Below are 18,626 nucleotides of genomic sequence, written 5' to 3'. Positions count from 1 at the left end.
TCAGTTTTTCAGTAAGAGTGAATGCGTCAGGCTCAGGCAGCCAGCCAGCGTTGACCTTCAGCCTTCATCTTTGTTTCCAGTTCGCTGCCGCGAGTGGCGAATACACGACCAAGAGGGAATCCGCTCTGCTCCAGCAAATAGGCCAGTGCGGCATATTCACGCGGATATTTGGTCACAATCGTCTGGTCAATAGCCACGGGGCCGAATGGGAAGGTGAAGGTCCCGATATCGTAAACTGACTGACGATGGAATAACTTCCATACGCCATCGCGTTTTTCTGCCAGATCATAAAATCGGTTGTGGCATTCACAGCCAATATTCAGTTTAACGTTCTCGGCAATGATCATTGCGTTAGTTTGAAGGATTGCTTTATTTCCGGCCTCATTGAATGTCACTTCAGGAGACGCTATAAGATGCTTTGTACGCAGATCGGAAGCTCCCATGCGCATTGAACCGTTAACGAACTCACTGGCCAGCCCTTCAAACCAGGTGATTTCAATCGTGCCGTCAGGGTGGAACAAGTCGCGTAATTGATCCCATTCACCTAAATCACGGTGCATCCAGCCATTCATCAGGTCGTTAAGTTGCTGACGGTCGTGGAGTTGGTTTTGCATGGTTATTATTCCTGTTAGTGAACGGTATTTTTTTGACTGGATTCAGTTTGGCCCCGAAATAAGGTAAATTCAAATATATAGATTTGACTGATTAATCATTTTTTCTGATGGAAGCTTGTGACAGGGATGACGGACCAGAGTGGATTGATCCGTCCACCAGACACGGGAATGACAATATCAACTCTCCCGGATCCTCTTCGCCGTTTGCTGCAAAAGGATGTAGCTTTCGTAACGAGACTTGTGCAGCTGACGGTATCTCTCTTGCGGATCAAACTGGCGGTCAAGCTTCGTCATTTTCTGCATTGCTTCTCTGACGGTGGGGGCCAGGCCTCCTGCCACTGCGCCAAGAATGGCTGAACCCAGTAATACCGGCTCGCTGCACTGCGTGGTTACCACAGGAAGATCGCATGCGTCTGCCAGCAGCTGACGCACCAGCGGATGCTGGCCTGCACCGCCGCTAATCACTATCTTATCTGTCACCACCCCTTCATGGCGCTGAGCGTCAACGATCTGCCGCAGACCGTAGCCAATCCCGCAAAGCCCTGCGATGTAGAGTGCTATCAGATTGTCCAAATCATTTTCCATTCCCAGACCTGCAATGACTGCCCGGGAATGGGGATCAGCAAAGGGTGCGCGATTGCCTAAAAACTCTGGCACCACGTGCATTCCGCGGGCCAGCTCTATTGTGCGGGAAGGTTCGGTGAATTTCGCCAGCGCGAGATCCGCGAGATAAACGGGTAACGGTACGTTAAGAGCGTCTGCCTGTTTGCGTGTTTCAGCGGCAGCAGGATGGAAAGAGACCAGTTGATCAATCGCCGCACCCGCTGCGCTCTGACCCCCTTCGCTCAGCCACATGCCCGGCACCATAGCTGAATAGTAAGGCCCCCACACACCGGGAATATAAACGGGATTTTCCGTAGAGGTCATTGTGCAGGCGGAAGTGCCAAACACCCAGGCAAGATTGTGCAGCGCACCTTTATCCACACCCACAGTACCGATACCGCCAGCATGGGCGTCAATCATCCCCACGGCGACAGGCGTACCGACAGGCAACCCCAGTTCATCTGCCGCGCTGGGGCTTAGTCCTTGGCCGCAAGGTGTCCCTGGCTCAACGATTTGCTGACCAATACGCACGAAATCTTCATCCGCCAGTTCGTTAAGACCGATGGTACGAAAATAGTCAGCATCCCAACGCTTTGCATGCGCCAGATAGGTCCATTTGCAGGTTACGGTACAGGTTGAGCGGGCGAGATCCCCCGTGGCGCGCCAGGTGAGGAAGTCAGCCAGATCAAAGAACTGCCAGGCATTGTCATACACTTCCCGGCGATTTTCCTTCAGCCAGAGCAATTTTGGCGTTTCCATCTCTGGGGATATTTTGCCACCAATATATTTCAGCACCGGATGTGCTGTGGCGTTAATGCGCTCGGCCTGCCCGGTGGCGCGGTGATCCATCCAGACAATGATATTGCGGTCGGGATGGTTTTCGTCACTGACCGGAAGCGACTCGCCGTTTTGCCCCAGGACCACCAGTGAACAGGTGGCATCAAAGCCAATTCCTTTCACGCTAGTGACCGGGACGTCGGCGGCACCGATCGCTTCACGAACACTCTCACAGACCGCTTGCCAGATTTCGCGGCTGGATTGCTCGACTTTATTCCCTGAACTGCGATATAGCGTGATGGGACGCGACGCGTGGGCTAGCAGATGACCATCATGGTCGAATATCCCGGCGCGTACGCTACCTGAACCAACATCCACACCGATCAGGGTACGTTGTGTTTCACTTTTCATATTTTTATCCATTATCCCTGGATCACAGATCGACGCTGTTTGGCAGAATGACCAGATCGCGAACGGTCACGTTTTTACTGCGCGTCACCATAAACAATACGGACTCGGCGACTTCAATCGGCTGCATCAGGCTGCCGTTGGCCAGAGCCTCTTCCATTTTCTCTTTCGGCCAGTCGTCGAGCAGGGCGGTGACCACCGGGCCTGGCAGAACAGCACCCACACGTACGCCATACTGTGCAACCTGGCGACGGGTTGAGTGAACGAATGCCTGTACGGCAAACTTGGATGCGGTATAGATAGGTTCCCAGATGACCGGCACCACGCCTGCGATGGAGCTGGTGAAAATGATATCCCCGGATTTCTGGGCGATCAGGTGAGGCAGTACCGCCCGCACGCTGCGAAACGCGGCGTTAATGTTAAGGTGAAGCACGCGGTCCCAGACGTCCGGATCGCCTTCCGCCACCGGGCCGCCAATATAAGCGCCAGCGTTAGCATGGAAGATATCCAGACGCCCGGCCTTTTCCAGGATCCCCGCGAGGATATTGTCGACCTGCTGCGGCTGCATCAGATCCACCACCAGGCCAAAGGCGTTTTCACCCATTTCCGCGGTTAGCTTCTCAAGCTTTTCGCCGTCGCGGTCGATCAGTACAACCTTCGCGCCTGCCGCCAGCAGCGTTCGGGCACATTCCAGCCCGATGCCGGAGGCGGCACCGGTAATGGCAGCCACTTTGCCGTTCAGTGCGCAATTCTTGGAGGGTAATGTGTTTTTCATTTTATAATCCTTGTCAGCCAGGCAGATTATTGGGATGTAATACAAATTGCTCAATCGATAGAGCAGATTTAGCATCAGATGAAATGTGCGGCAAGCCCGATAAAAAACGGAGAGAGAAATTTGTGATACGCACCAGGAAAACGAAGAAAATAACGATTTACGATCTGGCAGAAATGACCGGGGTTTCGGCAAGTGCGGTGAGCGCTATTCTTAACGGTAACTGGAAAAAGCGCCGCATCAGCGCGAAGCTGGCCGAGAAGGTTACCCAGGTGGCTCAGGAGCAGGGCTACGCGGTTAATCGGCAGGCCAGCCTGCTGCGCAAAGATAAATCCCGCGTGATTGGCATGATTGTGCCGAAATACGATAACCGCTACTTCGGCTCCATTGTCGAAAAATTTGAAGAGATGGCGCGTGAGCGCGGCCTGTTCCCGATTATCACCTGTACCCGCCGTGACCCGGAGCTGGAGCTGGAAGCGGTGCGCACCATGCTCTCCTGGCAGGTTGAATGGGTGATTGCGACCGGGGCGACGCGGCCTGATGAAATCTCTGAGCTGTGTTCGCAGACGGGCGTTCACACGCTGAATCTTGACCTGCCGGGCACGCTTGCGCCTTCGGTTATCTCCGATAACTACGCCGGAGCAAAGGCACTGACCGAACGTATTCTGCTCAACGCTGAGAAGCGCTTTGGCAAGAAGGTCGCGCTGACGTTTATCGGCGGCAGGCGCAACGACCACAACACCCGTGAACGTCTGCGCGGCTTCCGGGATGCGCATCAGGCGGCGGGCCTTGTCGTGTCAGCGAAAAACACCTTTGTTGACGGCTACTCGCCAAAGCATGTTCAGGCGAGCCTGGCGGATTTTATACCGCCGGAAGATGGCGTGTACGGCCTGTTTGTCAATTCGACCATTTCGCTGGAAGGGGTGGTGCAGTGGTTGTCCGCCCGTGGGCAAACCGGCACGCAGCAGCCGCCAATGGGCTGCTTTGACTGGGATCCGTTCGTGCCGCTGTTGGGCCATGATATCGATATGGTGCGTCAGGACGTCCCGGCGATGCTGGAAGCGGCGTTTTCAATTATCGATTCCGGTGACGCCAAAATTCAGTGCATCGAAATCCCGCCCACACTCACCATCGGCAGCCCGATTTAGCGGGTCAGCAGCCACCGGGCAGTGTGCTCATCGGTCACCAGGCCGTTAATCCACTTGCCCTTAAGCGCCGAGAAAATCACACTGCGCTTGTCCTCCCCACAGGCGGCAGCAATGCGCGGACACGGGCTGCGGCGGATATCAAAGCTGGTGATCAGATTGTTGATATCGCTCTCTACCACGTCGCCGCTGGCATCAATAAAGCGGCCCAGAATCTCCCCGATGGCCCCCTGCAGGGTCAGCGTTTCAAGCTGGGCGAGGGTGATGAAACCGTCTTTAACGATAGGGCTGTCCTGCGTCAGCGCGCCGATGCCGACGAAAATAACGTCCGCATCCAACGCGACGTCGGAGACGTTGTTAAACAGGCGGTTTGAGCACCACATCTGATGTTCCAGCGACGTCTGCGCGTAGCGCGGCGCAGGCCACTGATAATAATTGGCCTGAATTTTACTGGCCAGCAGCAGCGGCACATCGTCGTAGTAGTTACACTTCCCGTCCGCGTTCATGGCGCTGATTAATGCCACACAGCGCGTGTTGGCGCTGTCGAAATCAATCTGCCGGATGGTCTTTTTCAGCGTTAAGCCTGAGCCCACGCCGACCACTTTATCCTCATCACTGTGAAGATACTTTTTCATCAGTTGATAGCAGCCGAAGGAGACGCTGTCGAGCGTCATGTCGCGGGTAAAGGCGGGGACGACGCTGCACTCGATAAGATCGTATTTCTCTTTCAGCATTTGCGCGTAATTCAGGCAACTGGCCACCGGGTGGTTAAGACCGATGGAGACGATGCCCTCTTCTTTTGCCGCCGCCAACAGGCGCTGTACGACAGGCCGGGAGGTCCCGAGCTGGGTGGCTATCTCGCTCTGGTTCTGTCCGGCAATGTAGTACATCCACGCGGCGCGTACTTTCTGATCCAACCGGATATCGTCTTCAGTTATCAATTTTTTCAGCACCTTAGAAGGGGACGCGGAAAGCTTGTTCCCGTTGTGATACCTGCATTCTGGCGCGTGCAGGCCAGGCAGGCAACACTAATTTATCTGTATCTGGTCATTTGTAATTTAAAAGGTCATTTGTTCTTTTGTGATGTAACGCTCTTAATTTAATTAAATGTTCAATTACATTCAGTTCACAAATCTGAATGGAGAGCTACGTCATGACTACGAATACCTGGTTACACATTGGTCTGGGATCTTTTCACCGCGCACATCAGGCCTGGTACCTGCACCGTTTGATTGCGCAGGGCGATACCCGCTGGCACATCGCTGCCGGGAATATTCGCAATGATGCGGAACATGTCGTCGCCGCTCTGACGGCGCAGAAAGGCCGCTACGTGCTGGAAACGGTCAGCCCGGAAGGCGAAAGGGCTTATGAAGAAATCACCTCCATTCAGAAGCTGCTGCCATGGCAGGCTGACCTGCAGCCGCTGATTTCAGAAGGAGCGAAGCCGGAAACCAAAGTCATCGCATTCACCGTGACGGAAGGGGGTTACTACCTGAACACCTCCCACAGGCTGGAGGTCGCAAATGGCGATCTGGACTGTGACCTGAAGGGTGGCAATAAAACGATTTATGGCGTTATCACCCATATTCTTGAGCAGCGTATGGCTAACGGCGCGGGTCCTCTGACCTTGCTTAACTGCGATAACGTGCGCCACAACGGTGAGCGTTTCCACGACGGGCTGGTGGAGTTCCTCGAACTGTCCGGCAAGCAGCCCGTCATCGCGTGGCTGGCAGCCAATGCGACCTGCCCGAACACGATGGTTGACCGTATTACTCCTCGTCCGGCGGCGGATCTGCCCGCGCGCATCAAAGCGCAGACCGGCATTGATGATAAAGCGCCTGTGATGGGCGAAACCTTTATCCAGTGGGTGGTTGAGGACACTTTCCGCGACGTTCGCCCGGATCTTGAGGCCGTTGGCGTGGAGATGGTCGAGTCGGTCATCCCTTACGAAGAAGCGAAAATCCGTATCCTGAACGCCTCCCATAGCTGCATTGCCTGGGCGGGAACGCTGATGGGAAGGACGTTTATTCACGAAAGCACCCTCACGGATGCCATCTACGCCGTGGCCGACCGCTACGTTACCGAAGATGTGATCCCAAGCCTGGGCGATAACGGCATCGACCTGCCGACGTACCGCGACGTGGTTCTGAAGCGTTTCACCAACCCGTATATCGAAGATACCAATCAGCGTGTGGCGGCAGACGGTTTCTCGAAAATCCCGGCGATGATGACCCCGACGATGATCGAATGCTATCAGCGCGACACCGTGCCGCACGCGACCGCCATGCTGCCAGCGCTGTTTTTTGTCTTCATGGAGCAGTGGCACAAGGGCCAGCTGCCGTATGAATACCAGGACGGTATTCTGGACGCAAATGCTGTGCATGCCATGTTCAACGCCGAAGATCCCGTGGCGCTTTACGCCGGTGACAAAGCGTTGTTCGGGGAATTAGCGCAGCGGGAAGATTTCACCGCGCTGCTGCGTGAAAAAATTCAGGCTGTTTATTCACTGATCCGCTGAGGAATACATCATGTACTTAGGCATCGATCTCGGCACTTCAGAAGTAAAAGCGCTGGTCATTGACGAAAACGGTGACATCGTGACCAGCCACAGCGCACCGCTGACCATCCAGCGGCCCCATCCGCACTGGTCAGAACAAAGCCCACAGGCCTGGTGGGAGGCCACCGACTACCTGATGAGCACGCTGAAAGAGAAATGTGAACAGCACTGGTCGGCAATTAAAGCCGTTGGCCTCTCCGGGCAGATGCACGGCGCGGTGCTGCTGGATGAGTCAGACAATGTGATCCGCCCGGCCATTCTGTGGAACGACACCCGCAGCGCGCAGGAATGCGCGGAGCTGGAAGAAATGGCCCCAGAGCTGCACGCGGTGGCCGGGAACCTCGCTATGCCGGGATTCACCGCACCGAAGCTGCTGTGGGTTCGCAGGCATGAGCCAGAAAACTTCAAACGTATCGACTCGGTTTTGCTGCCGAAGGATTACCTGCGGCTGCGGATGACGGGGAAAAAAATCTCTGATATGTCCGACGCGGCGGGCACGCTCTGGCTGGACGTGGCGCGCCGCGACTGGTCAGACAGCCTGCTTGCTAAGTGCGGTCTGTCCAGGCGCTACATGCCAGAGCTGGTGGAAGGCTGTGACGCCTCAGCAACGCTTGCCCCGGAAATCGCCGCGCGCTGGGGGCTTAACCCGTCGGTGGTGGTCGCCGGTGGGGGTGGCGACAACGCGGTCAGCGCCATAGGCGTGGGGGCGGTTAACCCAGGGGATGCGTTTATTTCTCTGGGCACTTCCGGCGTGCTGTTTGTGGTTAACGAAGCCTATCGCCCGGCGCCGGCCTCCGCAGTGCATGCGTTTTGCCACGTGTTGCCCAATCGCTGGCATCAGATGAGCGTCATGCTGAGCGCCGCCAGTTGCCTGCAATGGTTCTGCCGACTGGTTGGCGTGACCGAAACGGCGTTGCTTGAGGAAGTCGCGCAGCTGAGCGAGCAGGAGAAGGCGGAGGCCCCCATGTTCCTGCCGTATCTTTCCGGGGAACGTACACCTCATAACGATCCGAATGCGAAGGGCATTTTCCACGGGCTAACGCATGCCAGCAGTCGCGCCACCATGGGGTATGCGGTGCTGGAAGGCGTGAGTTTCGGTCTTGCAGATGGGCTGCGGGTGTTGCAGGAAAGTGGTACGCACATCGAGCAGTGTTCGTTGGTCGGCGGTGGTGCCCGCAGTCCATTCTGGGCGCAGCTGCTGGCGGACGTGCTCAATATGCCTATTGTCACCCACAAGGGGGGCGAAACCGGCGGCGCGCTCGGGGCAGCCCGTCTGGCCTGCCTGGCGGCGGGTAAAGATCTGGCATCGGTTTGCAGAAAACCTGAAATATACCAGAGCTGGTCGCCACGGGCTCAGCAGCATGCCGCGTTGATGAAACGCTACGCGCACTTTACGTCGCTCTACCTGAACGATCTGAATTATAGAACCTTCTGATTTTAATAATAAAAGTGACCCGGCTGCGGCCGGGATTACCCTGTACAAAAGAAACGAGGTCACTATGTCCGTTGCGAATAAACAATGGTTTGGATTACCGCTTCACCTGCTGTGGGGCTATATCGCTATCGCCGTATTCATGACCGGTGACGGTTTTGAGCTGGCGTTCCTCTCTCACTACATCAAAGAGCTGGGCTTTTCGCCTGCACAGGCATCGTTTGCCTTTACGCTCTATGGCCTCGCCGCCGCGCTGTCCGCCTGGGTTTCCGGGGTGGTTGCCGAAATTATTACGCCGCAGAAAACCATGTTTATCGGCTTTGTGCTGTGGTGTGTGTTCCACGTGCTGTTCCTGACCTTCGGTCTGGGGCATGCCAACTACGCGCTGATCCTGCTGTTCTACGGCATTCGCGGTTTTGCCTACCCGCTGTTCCTCTACTCCTTCATCGTGGTGATTATCCATAACGTGAAGAGCGAGAATGCCAGCTCCGCGCTGGGCTGGTACTGGGCGGTCTATTCGATTGGTATTGGCGTGGCGGGTAGCTACATTCCGAGTTTTACCATTCCACTGGTTGGCGAACTGGGTACGCTGTGGATGGCGCTGTTCTTCTGCCTGGCGGGCGGGGTGATTGCGATGATCTCCCTGCGTAACGTGCATACCCCAACGCACATGCATAACCTGACGACCAAAGAGAAACTCAACGAGCTGAGCCGGGCGATTACGCTGCTCTATACCAACCGTAGCATTATGTATTCGAGCATGGTGCGCATTATCAACACGCTGTCGCTGTTTGGCTTTGCGGTAATCATGCCGCTGATGTTCGTCGATGAGCTGGGCTTCAGCACCTCTGAGTGGCTCCAGGTGTGGGCGGTATTTTTCTTTACGACCATTTTCTCAAATATTTTCTGGGGCATAGTGGCGGAAAAAATGGGCTGGATGCGCGTCGTCCGTTGGTTCGGCTGCATCGGTATGGCCCTTTCAAGCCTGGCGTTCTATTACGTGCCGCAGCATTTCGGGCATAATTTCGCCATGGCGCTACTTCCGGCCATTTCGCTGGGGATTTTCGTCGCGGCATTCGTGCCGATGGCGGCTGTTTTTCCGGCGCTCGAACCGCTTCACAAAGGGGCTGCTATTTCTGTCTACAACCTCTCTGCGGGCCTGTCGAACTTCCTGGCACCGGCGATTGCAGTAGTGTTGTTGCCGTTCTTCAGCACCATTGGGGTGGTGATTGCCTACACCGCGCTTTATATCATCGCCTTCTTCCTTTGCCACTTTATTCGTGTCGAACAGCCTGGCTTTGAAAGCAGTTCGGATAAAACCGACAAAGCGGTAGCACGGGCGTCTTAAGACAGTTACGGCTGGCGCGTACCCTGCCAGCCGTTAACGGAACAAGGACGTAAAGTTTGCGGCGGCGCTCGGGTGTTATCCAACGCTTGATGAACTTATTGGTACTTTGCAGCCAGCGCTTCCCCTCTTTTCTGAATTCAGGCGCGACCGTGGCTCACCCGCGAACGCCTCGCCATCGAATCCACAATGACGGCAATAGCCAGCACGCCGCCGGTGATCATATAGCGTAACGACGACGGCAGATTGAGCAGCGTCAGCCCGTTGGAAATACACTGAATAACGATGATGCCGAGCAGGGCAGAGTACGCACTGCCGCGCCCGCCAAACAGGCTGGTGCCGCCAATCACCGCTGCCGCGATAGCGTTAAGATTCACATCCCCGGTCCCCGCCTGTTGGCTGGCAGAAGCCAGGCGTGAAGCGGCAAGGATCCCGCCGGTTGTGGCCAGCACGGAACAAATCATAAACGCGCTGATGTAAATACGGCGTACATTGATGCCGGAGCGGCGCGCAGCTTCGCGGTTCCCCCCTACGGCAAACATTGAGCGGCCCCATTTTGTGCGTTTCAGGGCATAGTTCAGCATCACAACGACGAGGATAAACAGCCCAAAGACCCATGGCACACCGCGACCCATATTGAGATAAAACACCATAAACTCGAACACGGCGGTCAGAAAAATGCTGCGTGCCCAAAGTGAGCTGAGCGGTTCGCAGGACAGGTTGGCCTGAGTCCGTCGCGTGCGGGTGCGCAACCCCTGGACCAGCATTAGCACCCCGGGTAGCAATGCAAACAGATGTGCCAGCCAGCCCGGCATCACCAGTACCTGGCCGAAGCGCACCAGCGGGGAAACGTAGGGCAGGTTAATACTTCCCGACGGGCCGAGGATATACAGCTGCATACCGAGCAGCGCCAGCAGTCCGGCAAGGGTTGCCACAAAGCTCGGCATCCCTAAGCGGCTGTAAAGCTGAGCGTATATCAGCCCTACGGCGGCGCCCACTGCCAGCGCAACGGCTATTGCGCCAATGACCGGCCAGCCCTGATTCACCCACAGCACGCCGATAATGGCCGAGGCCAGGCCGCTCATCGACCCGACGGAAAGGTCAATTTCACCCAGCAGCAGCACGCAGACGATACCCAGCGAGATAAAGCCCACCGTGGCGCAGTCGAAAAGCATATTGACGAGGTTATTCGGTGCCAGATAAATCGGGTTAAGTACGGTAAAGACGATGGAGATAATGATAAGCCCAAGGACCACGGGGATCATCCCCAGGTCGCCTGTTTTAATGCGGGTGATATACGCGCGCAGCAGGCCGGAAATACTGTCCTGGTGGCTGACACGCTCGTCGCTACGGTCTAGCCTGGTTTCAGGCATCAGCGGTTTATTGGTGGTTGTGGTCATGGCTCAGCTCACTCCCGTCGTATGTTCATGCGTTTTTCTTTCGACCCGGCGCGATACGGCGTTCTCTGTCGCCCCGGTAATGGCGGCGACCAGATCCTGGTTGGTGGCTTCCGGTGTGAAAATGCCTTGATTGCGGCCCAGACGCAGAACAACGATTCGGTCGGCAACGGCCCGCACGTCTTCCATATTGTGGCTGATGATAATCACGCCAAGCCCCCGCTCGCGTACCCGTTCAATCAGGTTCAGCACTTCTGCAGTCTGCGCCACGCCGAGGGCGGCCGTGGGCTCGTCGAGCATAATGATTTTGGGATGGAGCAGCAGCGAGCGGGCGATGGCGACAGTTTGCCGCTGTCCGCCAGAAAGGGAGGCGACCGGTTCGCGCACGGAAGGAATGCGGGCAGCCAGCTCGTTGAGCAGCGTCCATGCCTGCACCTCCATGCTCACTTCGTCGAGCTGCCAGGCCGACAGCTCGTGCCCCAGAAACAGGTTCGCCACCACATCCAGGTTTTCGCACAACGCCAGATCCTGAAAAACAGTGGAAATTCCATACTCCAGCGCTTTGCCCGGGCTATCAAGAGTGATTTCCTTACCTTCAAATTCAATGGTGCCAGAAGTGGGCTGATGCACGCCCGCCAGCACTTTAACCAGCGTCGATTTACCTGCGCCGTTATCGCCAACCAGTGCCACGACTTCACCCGCATAAACGTCGAGATCAATATCCGTCAGGGCGGAAACAGCGCCAAAGTTTTTAGATATTTTCCTTAACTGAAGAAGCGGGCTATCCGTGCGCGGGGCGAGGCCATTGTCGATTAACATAGTAAAAACCTTCTTATCGTCGGTGCGTCTGCGAACGCACCGGCTGCGACTTAGTTGAGGATCCCTAATTTCTGGCAGGCCTGCTGGTACTCTCCGGTACAGACTTGTTGCGGCGTCTGGATTTTCTTATCAAAGATTTCCGCTTTGATATTTTTGGCGGTGATCACCGCCGGAACAAAGAGCTGTGACGGTGTGTTGTAGAGGGTTGAGGTAGCCTTCGGCTTCTGACCATTGATCAACTGCACCGCAACATTCGCGGCAGCGGCAGCAACGATTTCCGACGGTTTGGAGATGGTGTTGTACTGATCCCCGGCGATAATCAACTGCAATGCGGCGATTGTCGCATCGTTGCCGGTTACCGGAGGAATAGGCTGTACACCGCCGGATTTAAAGGCGGCGATAGCCCCACCACCGGTCCCGTCATTCGCCGCGACCACACCCTTAATTTTATCGCCGAAGCGGGTTATCTGACCGGCAGCCCACTCCTGCGCCTTTGGTGGAGCCCATTCCGGAGTGTCGAACTCAGCTAACGTTTTGTAACCGGAGTCCTTCAGCCCGCGGTGGATACCGTCGCGAATCAGACCTGCTGCGGCATCGGTCGGCGAGCCGTTAATCTGCAGCACACCGGCGCCAGCGGGTACGTTTGTCGCCTTCAGTTGTTCAACCAACGAGGCGGATATCGCGTAGCCGATGCCTTCGTTATCAAAGGAGATATAAAAATCGGCGGGCTTACCGGGGATAGGGCGGTCGTAAGCCACCACTTTCACACCCTGGGAGTGGGCGATTTCCACCAGGCCGGCAGCGGCAGAGGAGTCAACCGGATCCAGGACAATCACTTTCGCGCCCTGGGCAATGGCGGAGTTGAACTGCTGCTGTTGCAAAGAGGCGCTGGCATTGGCGTTCTGGTAGATAACCTTGCACTGCTGGCAGAGCCTGGTCAGCTCCGTTTTAAAGCCGGGAAAATCATGCTGCTCATAACGGGTGGATGCCTGATCGGGCATCAGAAACGCAACGGTAGCGGCTTCCTGCGCCTGTGCCATTCCGCTAAAACCTATTGCCGCAATAAGCGATGCTTTGAATACTGTAGGGTAACGCATAGTTTTACTCCTCACTGACTCGAATAAGATGACCACCTCACCATTCATTCACTGAGGTAGCGGTTTTGCTTAAACATCAGGAAACCAAAATTCAGCTTTTCATTATCATTGCTGCTACATTTGCTCAATCGGTGAAGCAAGAATTGACACTCCTGATTCAGGTTGTCAAGAAAGGGCAGAAAAGCGATGTGGATTTTGTGACTGAGTGCAGATAGGCAGGAAGGAGAGCAGTCGTAAGCGCATGTGGTTCAGAGATGTCCATGCCTGCGAGGCCCTGTGATTTCGTTCACACTTCTCTATAAAGACAAAAAACAGGAATCCCCCGGACAAAGAACGCAAAGTGATTAAATAACCCCAGGCATATACTGCCCGGGCATATTACAAAAATGGGCAGTTCAAAATGGAAACAGAAAACAAACTCTCAGCAAGCTATGTCGTTATCGGCATTAAAGAAAAAATAGGTTATGGTTTCGGTGACTTAGCCTCTAATTTGTCATTTGGTTTTGTCTCTCTCTTTCTATTGTTCTTCTATACCAATATCTACGGGCTTAGTGCCACACAGGCCAGTTTGATTTTCGTTATTGCCCGCGTTATTGATGCCATCTTCAATATTCTGATTGGCTTTGCGATTGATAAAACGCACAGTCGCTATGGAAAACTGCGCCCCTGGTTGTTATATGGTGCGATACCGCTCGGGTTCTTGACTGTGCTCTGCTTTGTACCGTTTGCTGGACAAGCGAAATTCTTTTTTGCTCTCATCTCGTATACAATTTACTGCCTGGCTTACACTGCGGTGAACACGCCATACTCAGCGCTGACCAATCGACTGACGCAACATGAAGCATCACGGTCGTCTTTGTCAGTGTACCGGTTTGTGCTGGCTATCGTTGGCTACCTTATAGTATCAACCACTGCCGATTTACTGATCTCCCCCTTTGATGACAAACAGTTAGGCTATGTCTTTGCGGTATCCTGTTTTGCACTGCTGGCCACCTTCTTGTTCCTTGCCTGCTTTGGCATGACCAAAGAACGCGTCGGTGAAGAAGAAGAGACACCTGCACCCACCCTGCGCGAAATGTTTCGCGCTGTCGTCGGCAATACGCCACTCATCAACCTGTCGCTGTTTACCGTCTTTTTCTATATTGCCTATACCGTGTGGATGGCAATTGCTATCTACTTTATTAAATACATTATCGGCAACGAAGGGTTTACCGCCACATTCTTTATGATTCAGTCCGCGGCTTATATTTTAGGAACTGTGATGTCAGAAAAGATCATTGCAATAATGGGCAAAAAGAAAATGGTGCAAGTGGCACTACTGATAGGCGTGCTTGGTGTAATAATGCAGTATTTTGTCGCTGCCCATAATATATGGCTGATAATGAGTGGCGTAAGCCTGTTTAGTATTACGCTAGGCATGGGATTTGTTGCGATGTGGTCTATGATTGCCGACACTGTAGAATATGCGGAGTGGCATCACGGCGTGCGTACCGAAGGCGCTATTTATGGTTTCTTCAATTTTATCACCAAGATTGCGATGGCGATTGGCGGTGGTTGCGCCGGATGGATGCTGGATTATTATCACTATGAGGCCGGGAATATCAGCGCCAGTGCCCTGAACGGTATCAATATTTTGATGACGCTGTTCCCCGGCGCGATGTTTGCTATCAGCGCCATTTTTATCGCTGCCTATTCGCTGGATGAAAAAACCTATCGCGATATTGTGCAAAAAATCAGCCTGCGTAAACAAAACGCGCTTTAACCTCAGGGAGTCAGAGAAATGAATCGTGATTTTAAACGCCTTATCGCCACAATGACTGCAGAAGAGAAAGTTGCTCTACTGACCGGGAGCGGCTTATGGCGCACAGCCAGCCTGCCGCAGCACGATATCGACGATATTGTTATGACCGACGGCACCTATGGCGTGCGCTACAGCAGTGCGCAAATCGATGGCAGCGAGAAATGGAGCATGGATGATTTCATTTCAGTGATCACCCAGACCGCAGACCAGGCCAGTGCAGAAGAACCGGCGGCGAAAGGGGGCAGTGAAGCCCTGTTTAGCGCCTCGCTACCGGCCACCTGCTTTCCGAATGGTTCAAGCCTGGCGTGCAGTTGGGATGTGGACTTGGTTTATCAGATGGGTCAGGCACTGGGACGCGAATGCCAGCACATGGGCGTAGGCATCCTGCTCGGGCCAGGGATCAATATTCGCCGCACGCCGCTTGCCGGGCGCGGATACGAATATTACGCTGAGGATCCGGTGGTGAGCGGGGATATCGCCGCCGCACTGATTAATGGCTTACAGGACGAAGGCGTGGGCGCCAGCCTGAAGCACTTCGCCGCCAACAATTCAGAGTACCGACGCACGGAGATGGACTCGGTTATCGAAGAACGTGCGTTACGCGAAATATACCTGGCGGGCTTTCAGCGGGCGATTGCCAAATCGCAGCCGTGGACGGTGATGTCTTCCTATAACCGCTTAAACGGCGTGCAAACGTCTCAGGATCCATTCCTGTTAACGCAGGTACTGCGTGATGAATGGGGCTATGACGGACTGGTCATGTCTGACTGGTACGGTATTAAAGACCGTCCGGCGTCCTTGCTGGCAGGGAATGATTTGGCAATGCCAGAAACCCGCCGCGATAAACAGACACTGTTGGCAGCGATCGACGCAGGAGAAGTCCCGATGGCCGTTGTTGATCGTGCCTGCTATCGCATGCTGGTGCTACTGGATAAAGTGCAGCGCAACCGTCGTCCGGACGCACGGGCCGATTTCCCGGCGCATCATGTGCTTTCGCAGCACCTGGCAGCAGAATCGATTGTGCTGCTGAAAAATGACGATGATATTTTGCCGTTGCGCCCGGAAAAAACGCGCCGTATAGCCGTACTCGGTAAACCAGCGCTGGAGCCAGTGATTCAGGGCTCAGGGTGCGCGACCACGGTACCGTATCTGCTTGACCGCCCGCTGGGTGAAATTTTTGACCTCGCAGGCGATGACTTTAACGTGACCTGGGCAGTTGGCGCACCAGACGATCTCAACGACGATGAAGCTGCCCTGGAGCAGGCCAGAAGGGTGGCACAGGATGCTGATGTGGCGGTGATATTTGTCAGTACCGCCGTAGGTGAAGACGGTGAAAACGGCGATCGTCAGGATCTGAATATTCTGGCCGGGCATGAGCGCCTGATCTGTGAAGTATCACAGGTTCAGCCGAATGTGGTGGTGGTGCTGGCAAACAGCGATGCGGTGGTAATGCCGTGGCTCAGTCAGTGTAAAGCGCTGCTGGAGACCTTCTTTGCCGGACAAGGAATGGGACGTGCAGTAGCGGAAATTCTGTTTGGCAAACGCAACCCTTGCGGCAAACTGACGGTGACGGTACCGAATACGCTGGAAGAGACGCCAGCCTGGCTGAACTATCCGGGTGAAAATTTACGTCATCATTATGCAGAAGGGCTGTTTGTCGGCTATCGCTATTATGATAAGCGCTGCCTGACCCCGCGTTTCCCGTTTGGTTTTGGCTTAAGCTACACACAATTTACCTACGCGAATCTGGATCTGTCGGCCACGCAGGTGGGGGAGGCCGACACGCTCACGCTTTCGTTTGATCTCACGAATGTCGGCGAGCGGGATGGCAAAGAGATAGCCCAGCTCTACGTTAGTGCGCCGGACGGCGAGCTTATCCGCGAAGTGAAAGCGCTTAAGGGCTTTAGTAAAGTGGCCTTAGCCGCCGGTGAAACGCGTCGGGTGAGTCTGCAATTACCGATAGCCGAGCTGGCCTGTTACCATCCGGGACTGGCCGACTGGGTCATCACGCCGGGGACATGGCAGATTCACGTGGGTCGTTCCTCTCGTGATTTACCGCTGTATGCTGAAGTCGAAGTGGACTGTCCGCCACGCTATGTACCCCTGCGCGACGACAATTCCCTGCAGCAGTTAATTCAGCAACCGGAAGCCTTTGCACGGGTAGTGGCGCTTATTGCCGGGAAAAGCCAACGGTCGCCAGACCAGGTGCGTGAAAAACTGATCCGCCTGGCACCAGATCTGTTCTGTGGACTGCTCATCGCCCTGACGGAGTTCCTGGCGCTGGACATTGAGCGTGACGAGCTAAATGCCGTGCTGGCCGGGCGAGAATAACCGTTAACGATAAGAGATATTGCATGTTTCCTTTTTCAGTGACTCATCCGGGCCCGACGGCACAAACCGGGCGACAAACGGTCAATAGCGGCTACGAGCTGATTGCTTTTGACGCGGAGAAACTGAACGTGTTTGCCGCTGAGGTGCGTTATTGCGAACCTCACTGGCATCCGGCGCCGGAGCTCATCACGGTGCTGGCGGGACGGTTTTCACTCGCCGTTGGCCAGCAGCGTTTGGTGCTTTCGCAGGGAGAGATGCTCTATATCAATGCGCAAGAGGTGCATTCTCTGTGTGCAGAAGAGGCGGGTAGCCAACTGGTGACCGTCCAGTTTTCCCCGGGGCTTTTTGACGAGCTGCACTCTGCACCGTCGCTGAAATGGCGTACGCAGGCAGGCGTTGCCACCGAGGCTGACCGACAGGTGCAGCAGCGGCTGGCGACACTGCTTGAGCAGCTTATCGATAACCGTGCACCGTTTCAGCGTATTGCGGCAACTTACCTGTTGCTGGATGCGCTGGCGGCGGCGGGAGAACCGACACAACGGGAAGAAAGCTCGCTGCGTGAAGAAGCGATGATCAAAGAGGGGATCGAGTTTATTAATCAGCACTTTGATCAGTCGCTGACGTTGAGCGATGTCGCCCACCATTGTGGGGTGAGCTACTCGTGGTTTTCACGCATGTTTAAGAAGGTGAGCCGGCATAATTTCAAAGAGTACCTGACGCTGGTACGACTCAACAAAGCCCGTACTCTGCTGCGCGATACCCGCACGCCGATAACCGAGATAAGCCACAACTGCGGCTTTCAGGAACATAAATACCTGATTGCCGCTTTCAATAAGTATTGTGGGCTGACGCCAACCGAGTACCGCAAGCGCTTTATCTCCCGCCAAAATGTCATCGAAAGCGAGCTGGCGCTGGGGGAAGATTGCCTGTGTCTGCCACTCAACCCTGCGCTACTCGAACGGCTAAGGCTGAGCCAGCGATGCGAGTCTGCACATTAATACCTGCGTCAACGTCATGATTTTGATAATTTCCAGTTTCGCCTCAAAAAATCTCTCTATGAAAGGGAGAACAGTCTTGCTCCGCATGCAGCAATATACGAATGAATATTAATAAGTGTCAGTTTGTCTTTGAGCATATTTCTGAAAATGTCTGGGTCTGATTGCAGGAAGGTAAGGAGAGTGATTAACTGCGATCCTGATTTTTTATCGGTACTCACTGTAAGCTGAACATGAACAGCAAAAAAAGAATTCAAAGAAAACTGCTGAAATATCATCATTCTATTAAAAACTCTCATCATCAGTCGGATATGGCAGGTGCTGACCTGCGGTTTATGGATCTCCGGAGGCTTAACTTGCGCAATATTAATTTATCGGGATGTGATCTTTCGTTCAGCGATCTTCGGGGGGCTGATTTCTCTTATGCTTCTCTGACAGGGGCGAATTTCAGCCACTGTAAAACTGAAGGTGCGATTTTCAGTCACGCAGATTGTACCGGCGTGAATTTTTCCGGGAGTGACGTGCCTGACGCC

Annotated in this window: 14 protein-coding genes and 1 pseudogene; 8 read left to right on the top strand and 7 right to left on the bottom strand. The window is 54.6% G+C overall.

Going from position 1 to position 18,626, the window contains the following annotated elements; all coding sequences use genetic code 11:
* Window positions 1-32: 32 nt before the first annotated feature.
* The 3 genes from MUU47_RS05030 to MUU47_RS05020 all read right to left on the bottom strand — a co-directional run bounded on the left by MUU47_RS05030 (window position 33) and on the right by MUU47_RS05020 (window position 3,177).
* Entirely contained in the window at window positions 33-614 is a 582-nt protein-coding gene (locus MUU47_RS05030; RefSeq protein WP_258987082.1) for a nuclear transport factor 2 family protein, read from the bottom strand.
* 177 nt (window positions 615-791) lie between these two features.
* A complete protein-coding gene (locus tag MUU47_RS05025) occupies window positions 792-2,405 on the bottom strand; it encodes an FGGY-family carbohydrate kinase (protein ID WP_258987081.1) in 1,614 nt (537 codons plus the stop codon).
* A gap of 22 nt (window positions 2,406-2,427) precedes the next feature.
* Complete coding sequence (locus MUU47_RS05020; protein ID WP_258987080.1) at window positions 2,428-3,177, bottom strand: SDR family oxidoreductase; 750 nt, start codon at window positions 3,175-3,177, stop codon at window positions 2,428-2,430.
* 122 nt (window positions 3,178-3,299) lie between these two features.
* On the opposite strand from MUU47_RS05020, the gene MUU47_RS05015 reads away from it, so the two are divergent.
* Window positions 3,300-4,322, top strand: a complete 1,023-nt coding sequence (locus MUU47_RS05015; protein ID WP_258987078.1) for a LacI family DNA-binding transcriptional regulator — start codon at window positions 3,300-3,302, stop codon at window positions 4,320-4,322.
* Here MUU47_RS05015 and MUU47_RS05010 read toward each other — a convergent pair.
* Window positions 4,319-5,260: a sugar-binding transcriptional regulator gene (locus MUU47_RS05010; RefSeq protein ID WP_258987077.1), complete on the bottom strand. Its 942-nt coding sequence runs from the start codon at window positions 5,258-5,260 to the stop codon at window positions 4,319-4,321. The genes MUU47_RS05015 and MUU47_RS05010 overlap by 4 nt on opposite strands.
* A 212-nt stretch (window positions 5,261-5,472) precedes the next feature.
* Here MUU47_RS05010 and dalD point away from each other — a divergent pair, with 212 nt between their 5' ends.
* From dalD to MUU47_RS04995, 3 genes are all read left to right on the top strand, one after another.
* Entirely contained in the window at window positions 5,473-6,837 is a 1,365-nt protein-coding gene (gene dalD, locus MUU47_RS05005) for a D-arabinitol 4-dehydrogenase (RefSeq protein WP_258987076.1), read from the top strand.
* Between the two features lie 10 nt (window positions 6,838-6,847).
* Entirely contained in the window at window positions 6,848-8,311 is a 1,464-nt protein-coding gene (gene xylB, locus MUU47_RS05000) for a xylulokinase (RefSeq protein ID WP_258987075.1), read from the top strand.
* Window positions 8,312-8,375: 64 nt separating this feature from the next.
* Entirely contained in the window at window positions 8,376-9,656 is a 1,281-nt protein-coding gene (locus MUU47_RS04995) for an RbtT/DalT/CsbX family MFS transporter (protein ID WP_258987074.1), read from the top strand.
* A gap of 137 nt (window positions 9,657-9,793) precedes the next feature.
* Here MUU47_RS04995 and MUU47_RS04990 read toward each other — a convergent pair whose 3' ends face one another.
* From MUU47_RS04990 to MUU47_RS04980, 3 genes are read right to left on the bottom strand one after another with little or no spacing between them, the layout of a single operon-like run.
* Window positions 9,794-11,053, bottom strand: coding sequence for a sugar ABC transporter permease (locus MUU47_RS04990; protein ID WP_258987073.1), 1,260 nt, complete (start codon window positions 11,051-11,053; stop codon window positions 9,794-9,796).
* Window positions 11,054-11,056: 3 nt separating this feature from the next.
* A complete protein-coding gene (locus MUU47_RS04985) occupies window positions 11,057-11,869 on the bottom strand; it encodes an ATP-binding cassette domain-containing protein (protein WP_258987072.1) in 813 nt (270 codons plus the stop codon).
* Window positions 11,870-11,919: 50 nt separating this feature from the next.
* Window positions 11,920-12,909 (bottom strand): ABC transporter substrate-binding protein, encoded by a 990-nt coding sequence (locus MUU47_RS04980; protein WP_374684549.1) that lies wholly within the window; start codon window positions 12,907-12,909, stop codon window positions 11,920-11,922.
* Between the two features lie 457 nt (window positions 12,910-13,366).
* Between MUU47_RS04980 and MUU47_RS04975 the strand changes: the two genes are divergently transcribed.
* From MUU47_RS04975 to MUU47_RS04960, 4 genes and pseudogenes are all read left to right on the top strand, one after another.
* Window positions 13,367-14,728: an MFS transporter gene (locus MUU47_RS04975; protein WP_258987071.1), complete on the top strand. Its 1,362-nt coding sequence runs from the start codon at window positions 13,367-13,369 to the stop codon at window positions 14,726-14,728.
* An 18-nt stretch (window positions 14,729-14,746) separates the two neighbouring features.
* Window positions 14,747-17,098, top strand: a complete 2,352-nt coding sequence (locus MUU47_RS04970; protein ID WP_258987070.1) for a beta-glucosidase — start codon at window positions 14,747-14,749, stop codon at window positions 17,096-17,098.
* A 23-nt stretch (window positions 17,099-17,121) separates the two neighbouring features.
* On the top strand, window positions 17,122-18,096 hold the full coding sequence (locus tag MUU47_RS04965; RefSeq protein ID WP_258987069.1) for an AraC family transcriptional regulator: 975 nt from the start codon (window positions 17,122-17,124) through the stop codon (window positions 18,094-18,096).
* 230 nt (window positions 18,097-18,326) lie between these two features.
* A pseudogene (locus MUU47_RS04960) lies at window positions 18,327-18,626 on the top strand (pentapeptide repeat-containing protein); the annotation flags it as partial.

The sequence above is a fragment of the Scandinavium hiltneri genome, from assembly GCF_024764835.1.
In the GTDB taxonomy this organism is placed as follows: domain Bacteria; phylum Pseudomonadota; class Gammaproteobacteria; order Enterobacterales; family Enterobacteriaceae; genus Scandinavium; species Scandinavium hiltneri.
The sequence above is the reverse complement of the archived record's forward strand: the minus strand, read 5'-3'. Positions and strand labels throughout refer to the sequence as shown.

Coding starts and splice junctions, on each gene's coding strand:
- MUU47_RS05030 (WP_258987082.1), bottom strand. CDS start 614: ATGCAAAACCAACTCCACGACCGTCAGCAACTTAACGACCTGATGAAT.
- MUU47_RS05025 (WP_258987081.1), bottom strand. CDS start 2,405: ATGAAAAGTGAAACACAACGTACCCTGATCGGTGTGGATGTTGGTTCA.
- MUU47_RS05020 (WP_258987080.1), bottom strand. CDS start 3,177: ATGAAAAACACATTACCCTCCAAGAATTGCGCACTGAACGGCAAAGTG.
- dalD (WP_258987076.1), top strand. CDS start 5,473: ATGACTACGAATACCTGGTTACACATTGGTCTGGGATCTTTTCACCGC.
- xylB (WP_258987075.1), top strand. CDS start 6,848: ATGTACTTAGGCATCGATCTCGGCACTTCAGAAGTAAAAGCGCTGGTC.
- MUU47_RS04995 (WP_258987074.1), top strand. CDS start 8,376: ATGTCCGTTGCGAATAAACAATGGTTTGGATTACCGCTTCACCTGCTG.
- MUU47_RS04990 (WP_258987073.1), bottom strand. CDS start 11,053: ATGACCACAACCACCAATAAACCGCTGATGCCTGAAACCAGGCTAGAC.
- MUU47_RS04985 (WP_258987072.1), bottom strand. CDS start 11,869: ATGTTAATCGACAATGGCCTCGCCCCGCGCACGGATAGCCCGCTTCTT.
- MUU47_RS04980 (WP_374684549.1), bottom strand. CDS start 12,909: ATGGCACAGGCGCAGGAAGCCGCTACCGTTGCGTTTCTGATGCCCGAT.
- MUU47_RS04975 (WP_258987071.1), top strand. CDS start 13,367: ATGGAAACAGAAAACAAACTCTCAGCAAGCTATGTCGTTATCGGCATT.
- MUU47_RS04970 (WP_258987070.1), top strand. CDS start 14,747: ATGAATCGTGATTTTAAACGCCTTATCGCCACAATGACTGCAGAAGAG.
- MUU47_RS04965 (WP_258987069.1), top strand. CDS start 17,122: ATGTTTCCTTTTTCAGTGACTCATCCGGGCCCGACGGCACAAACCGGG.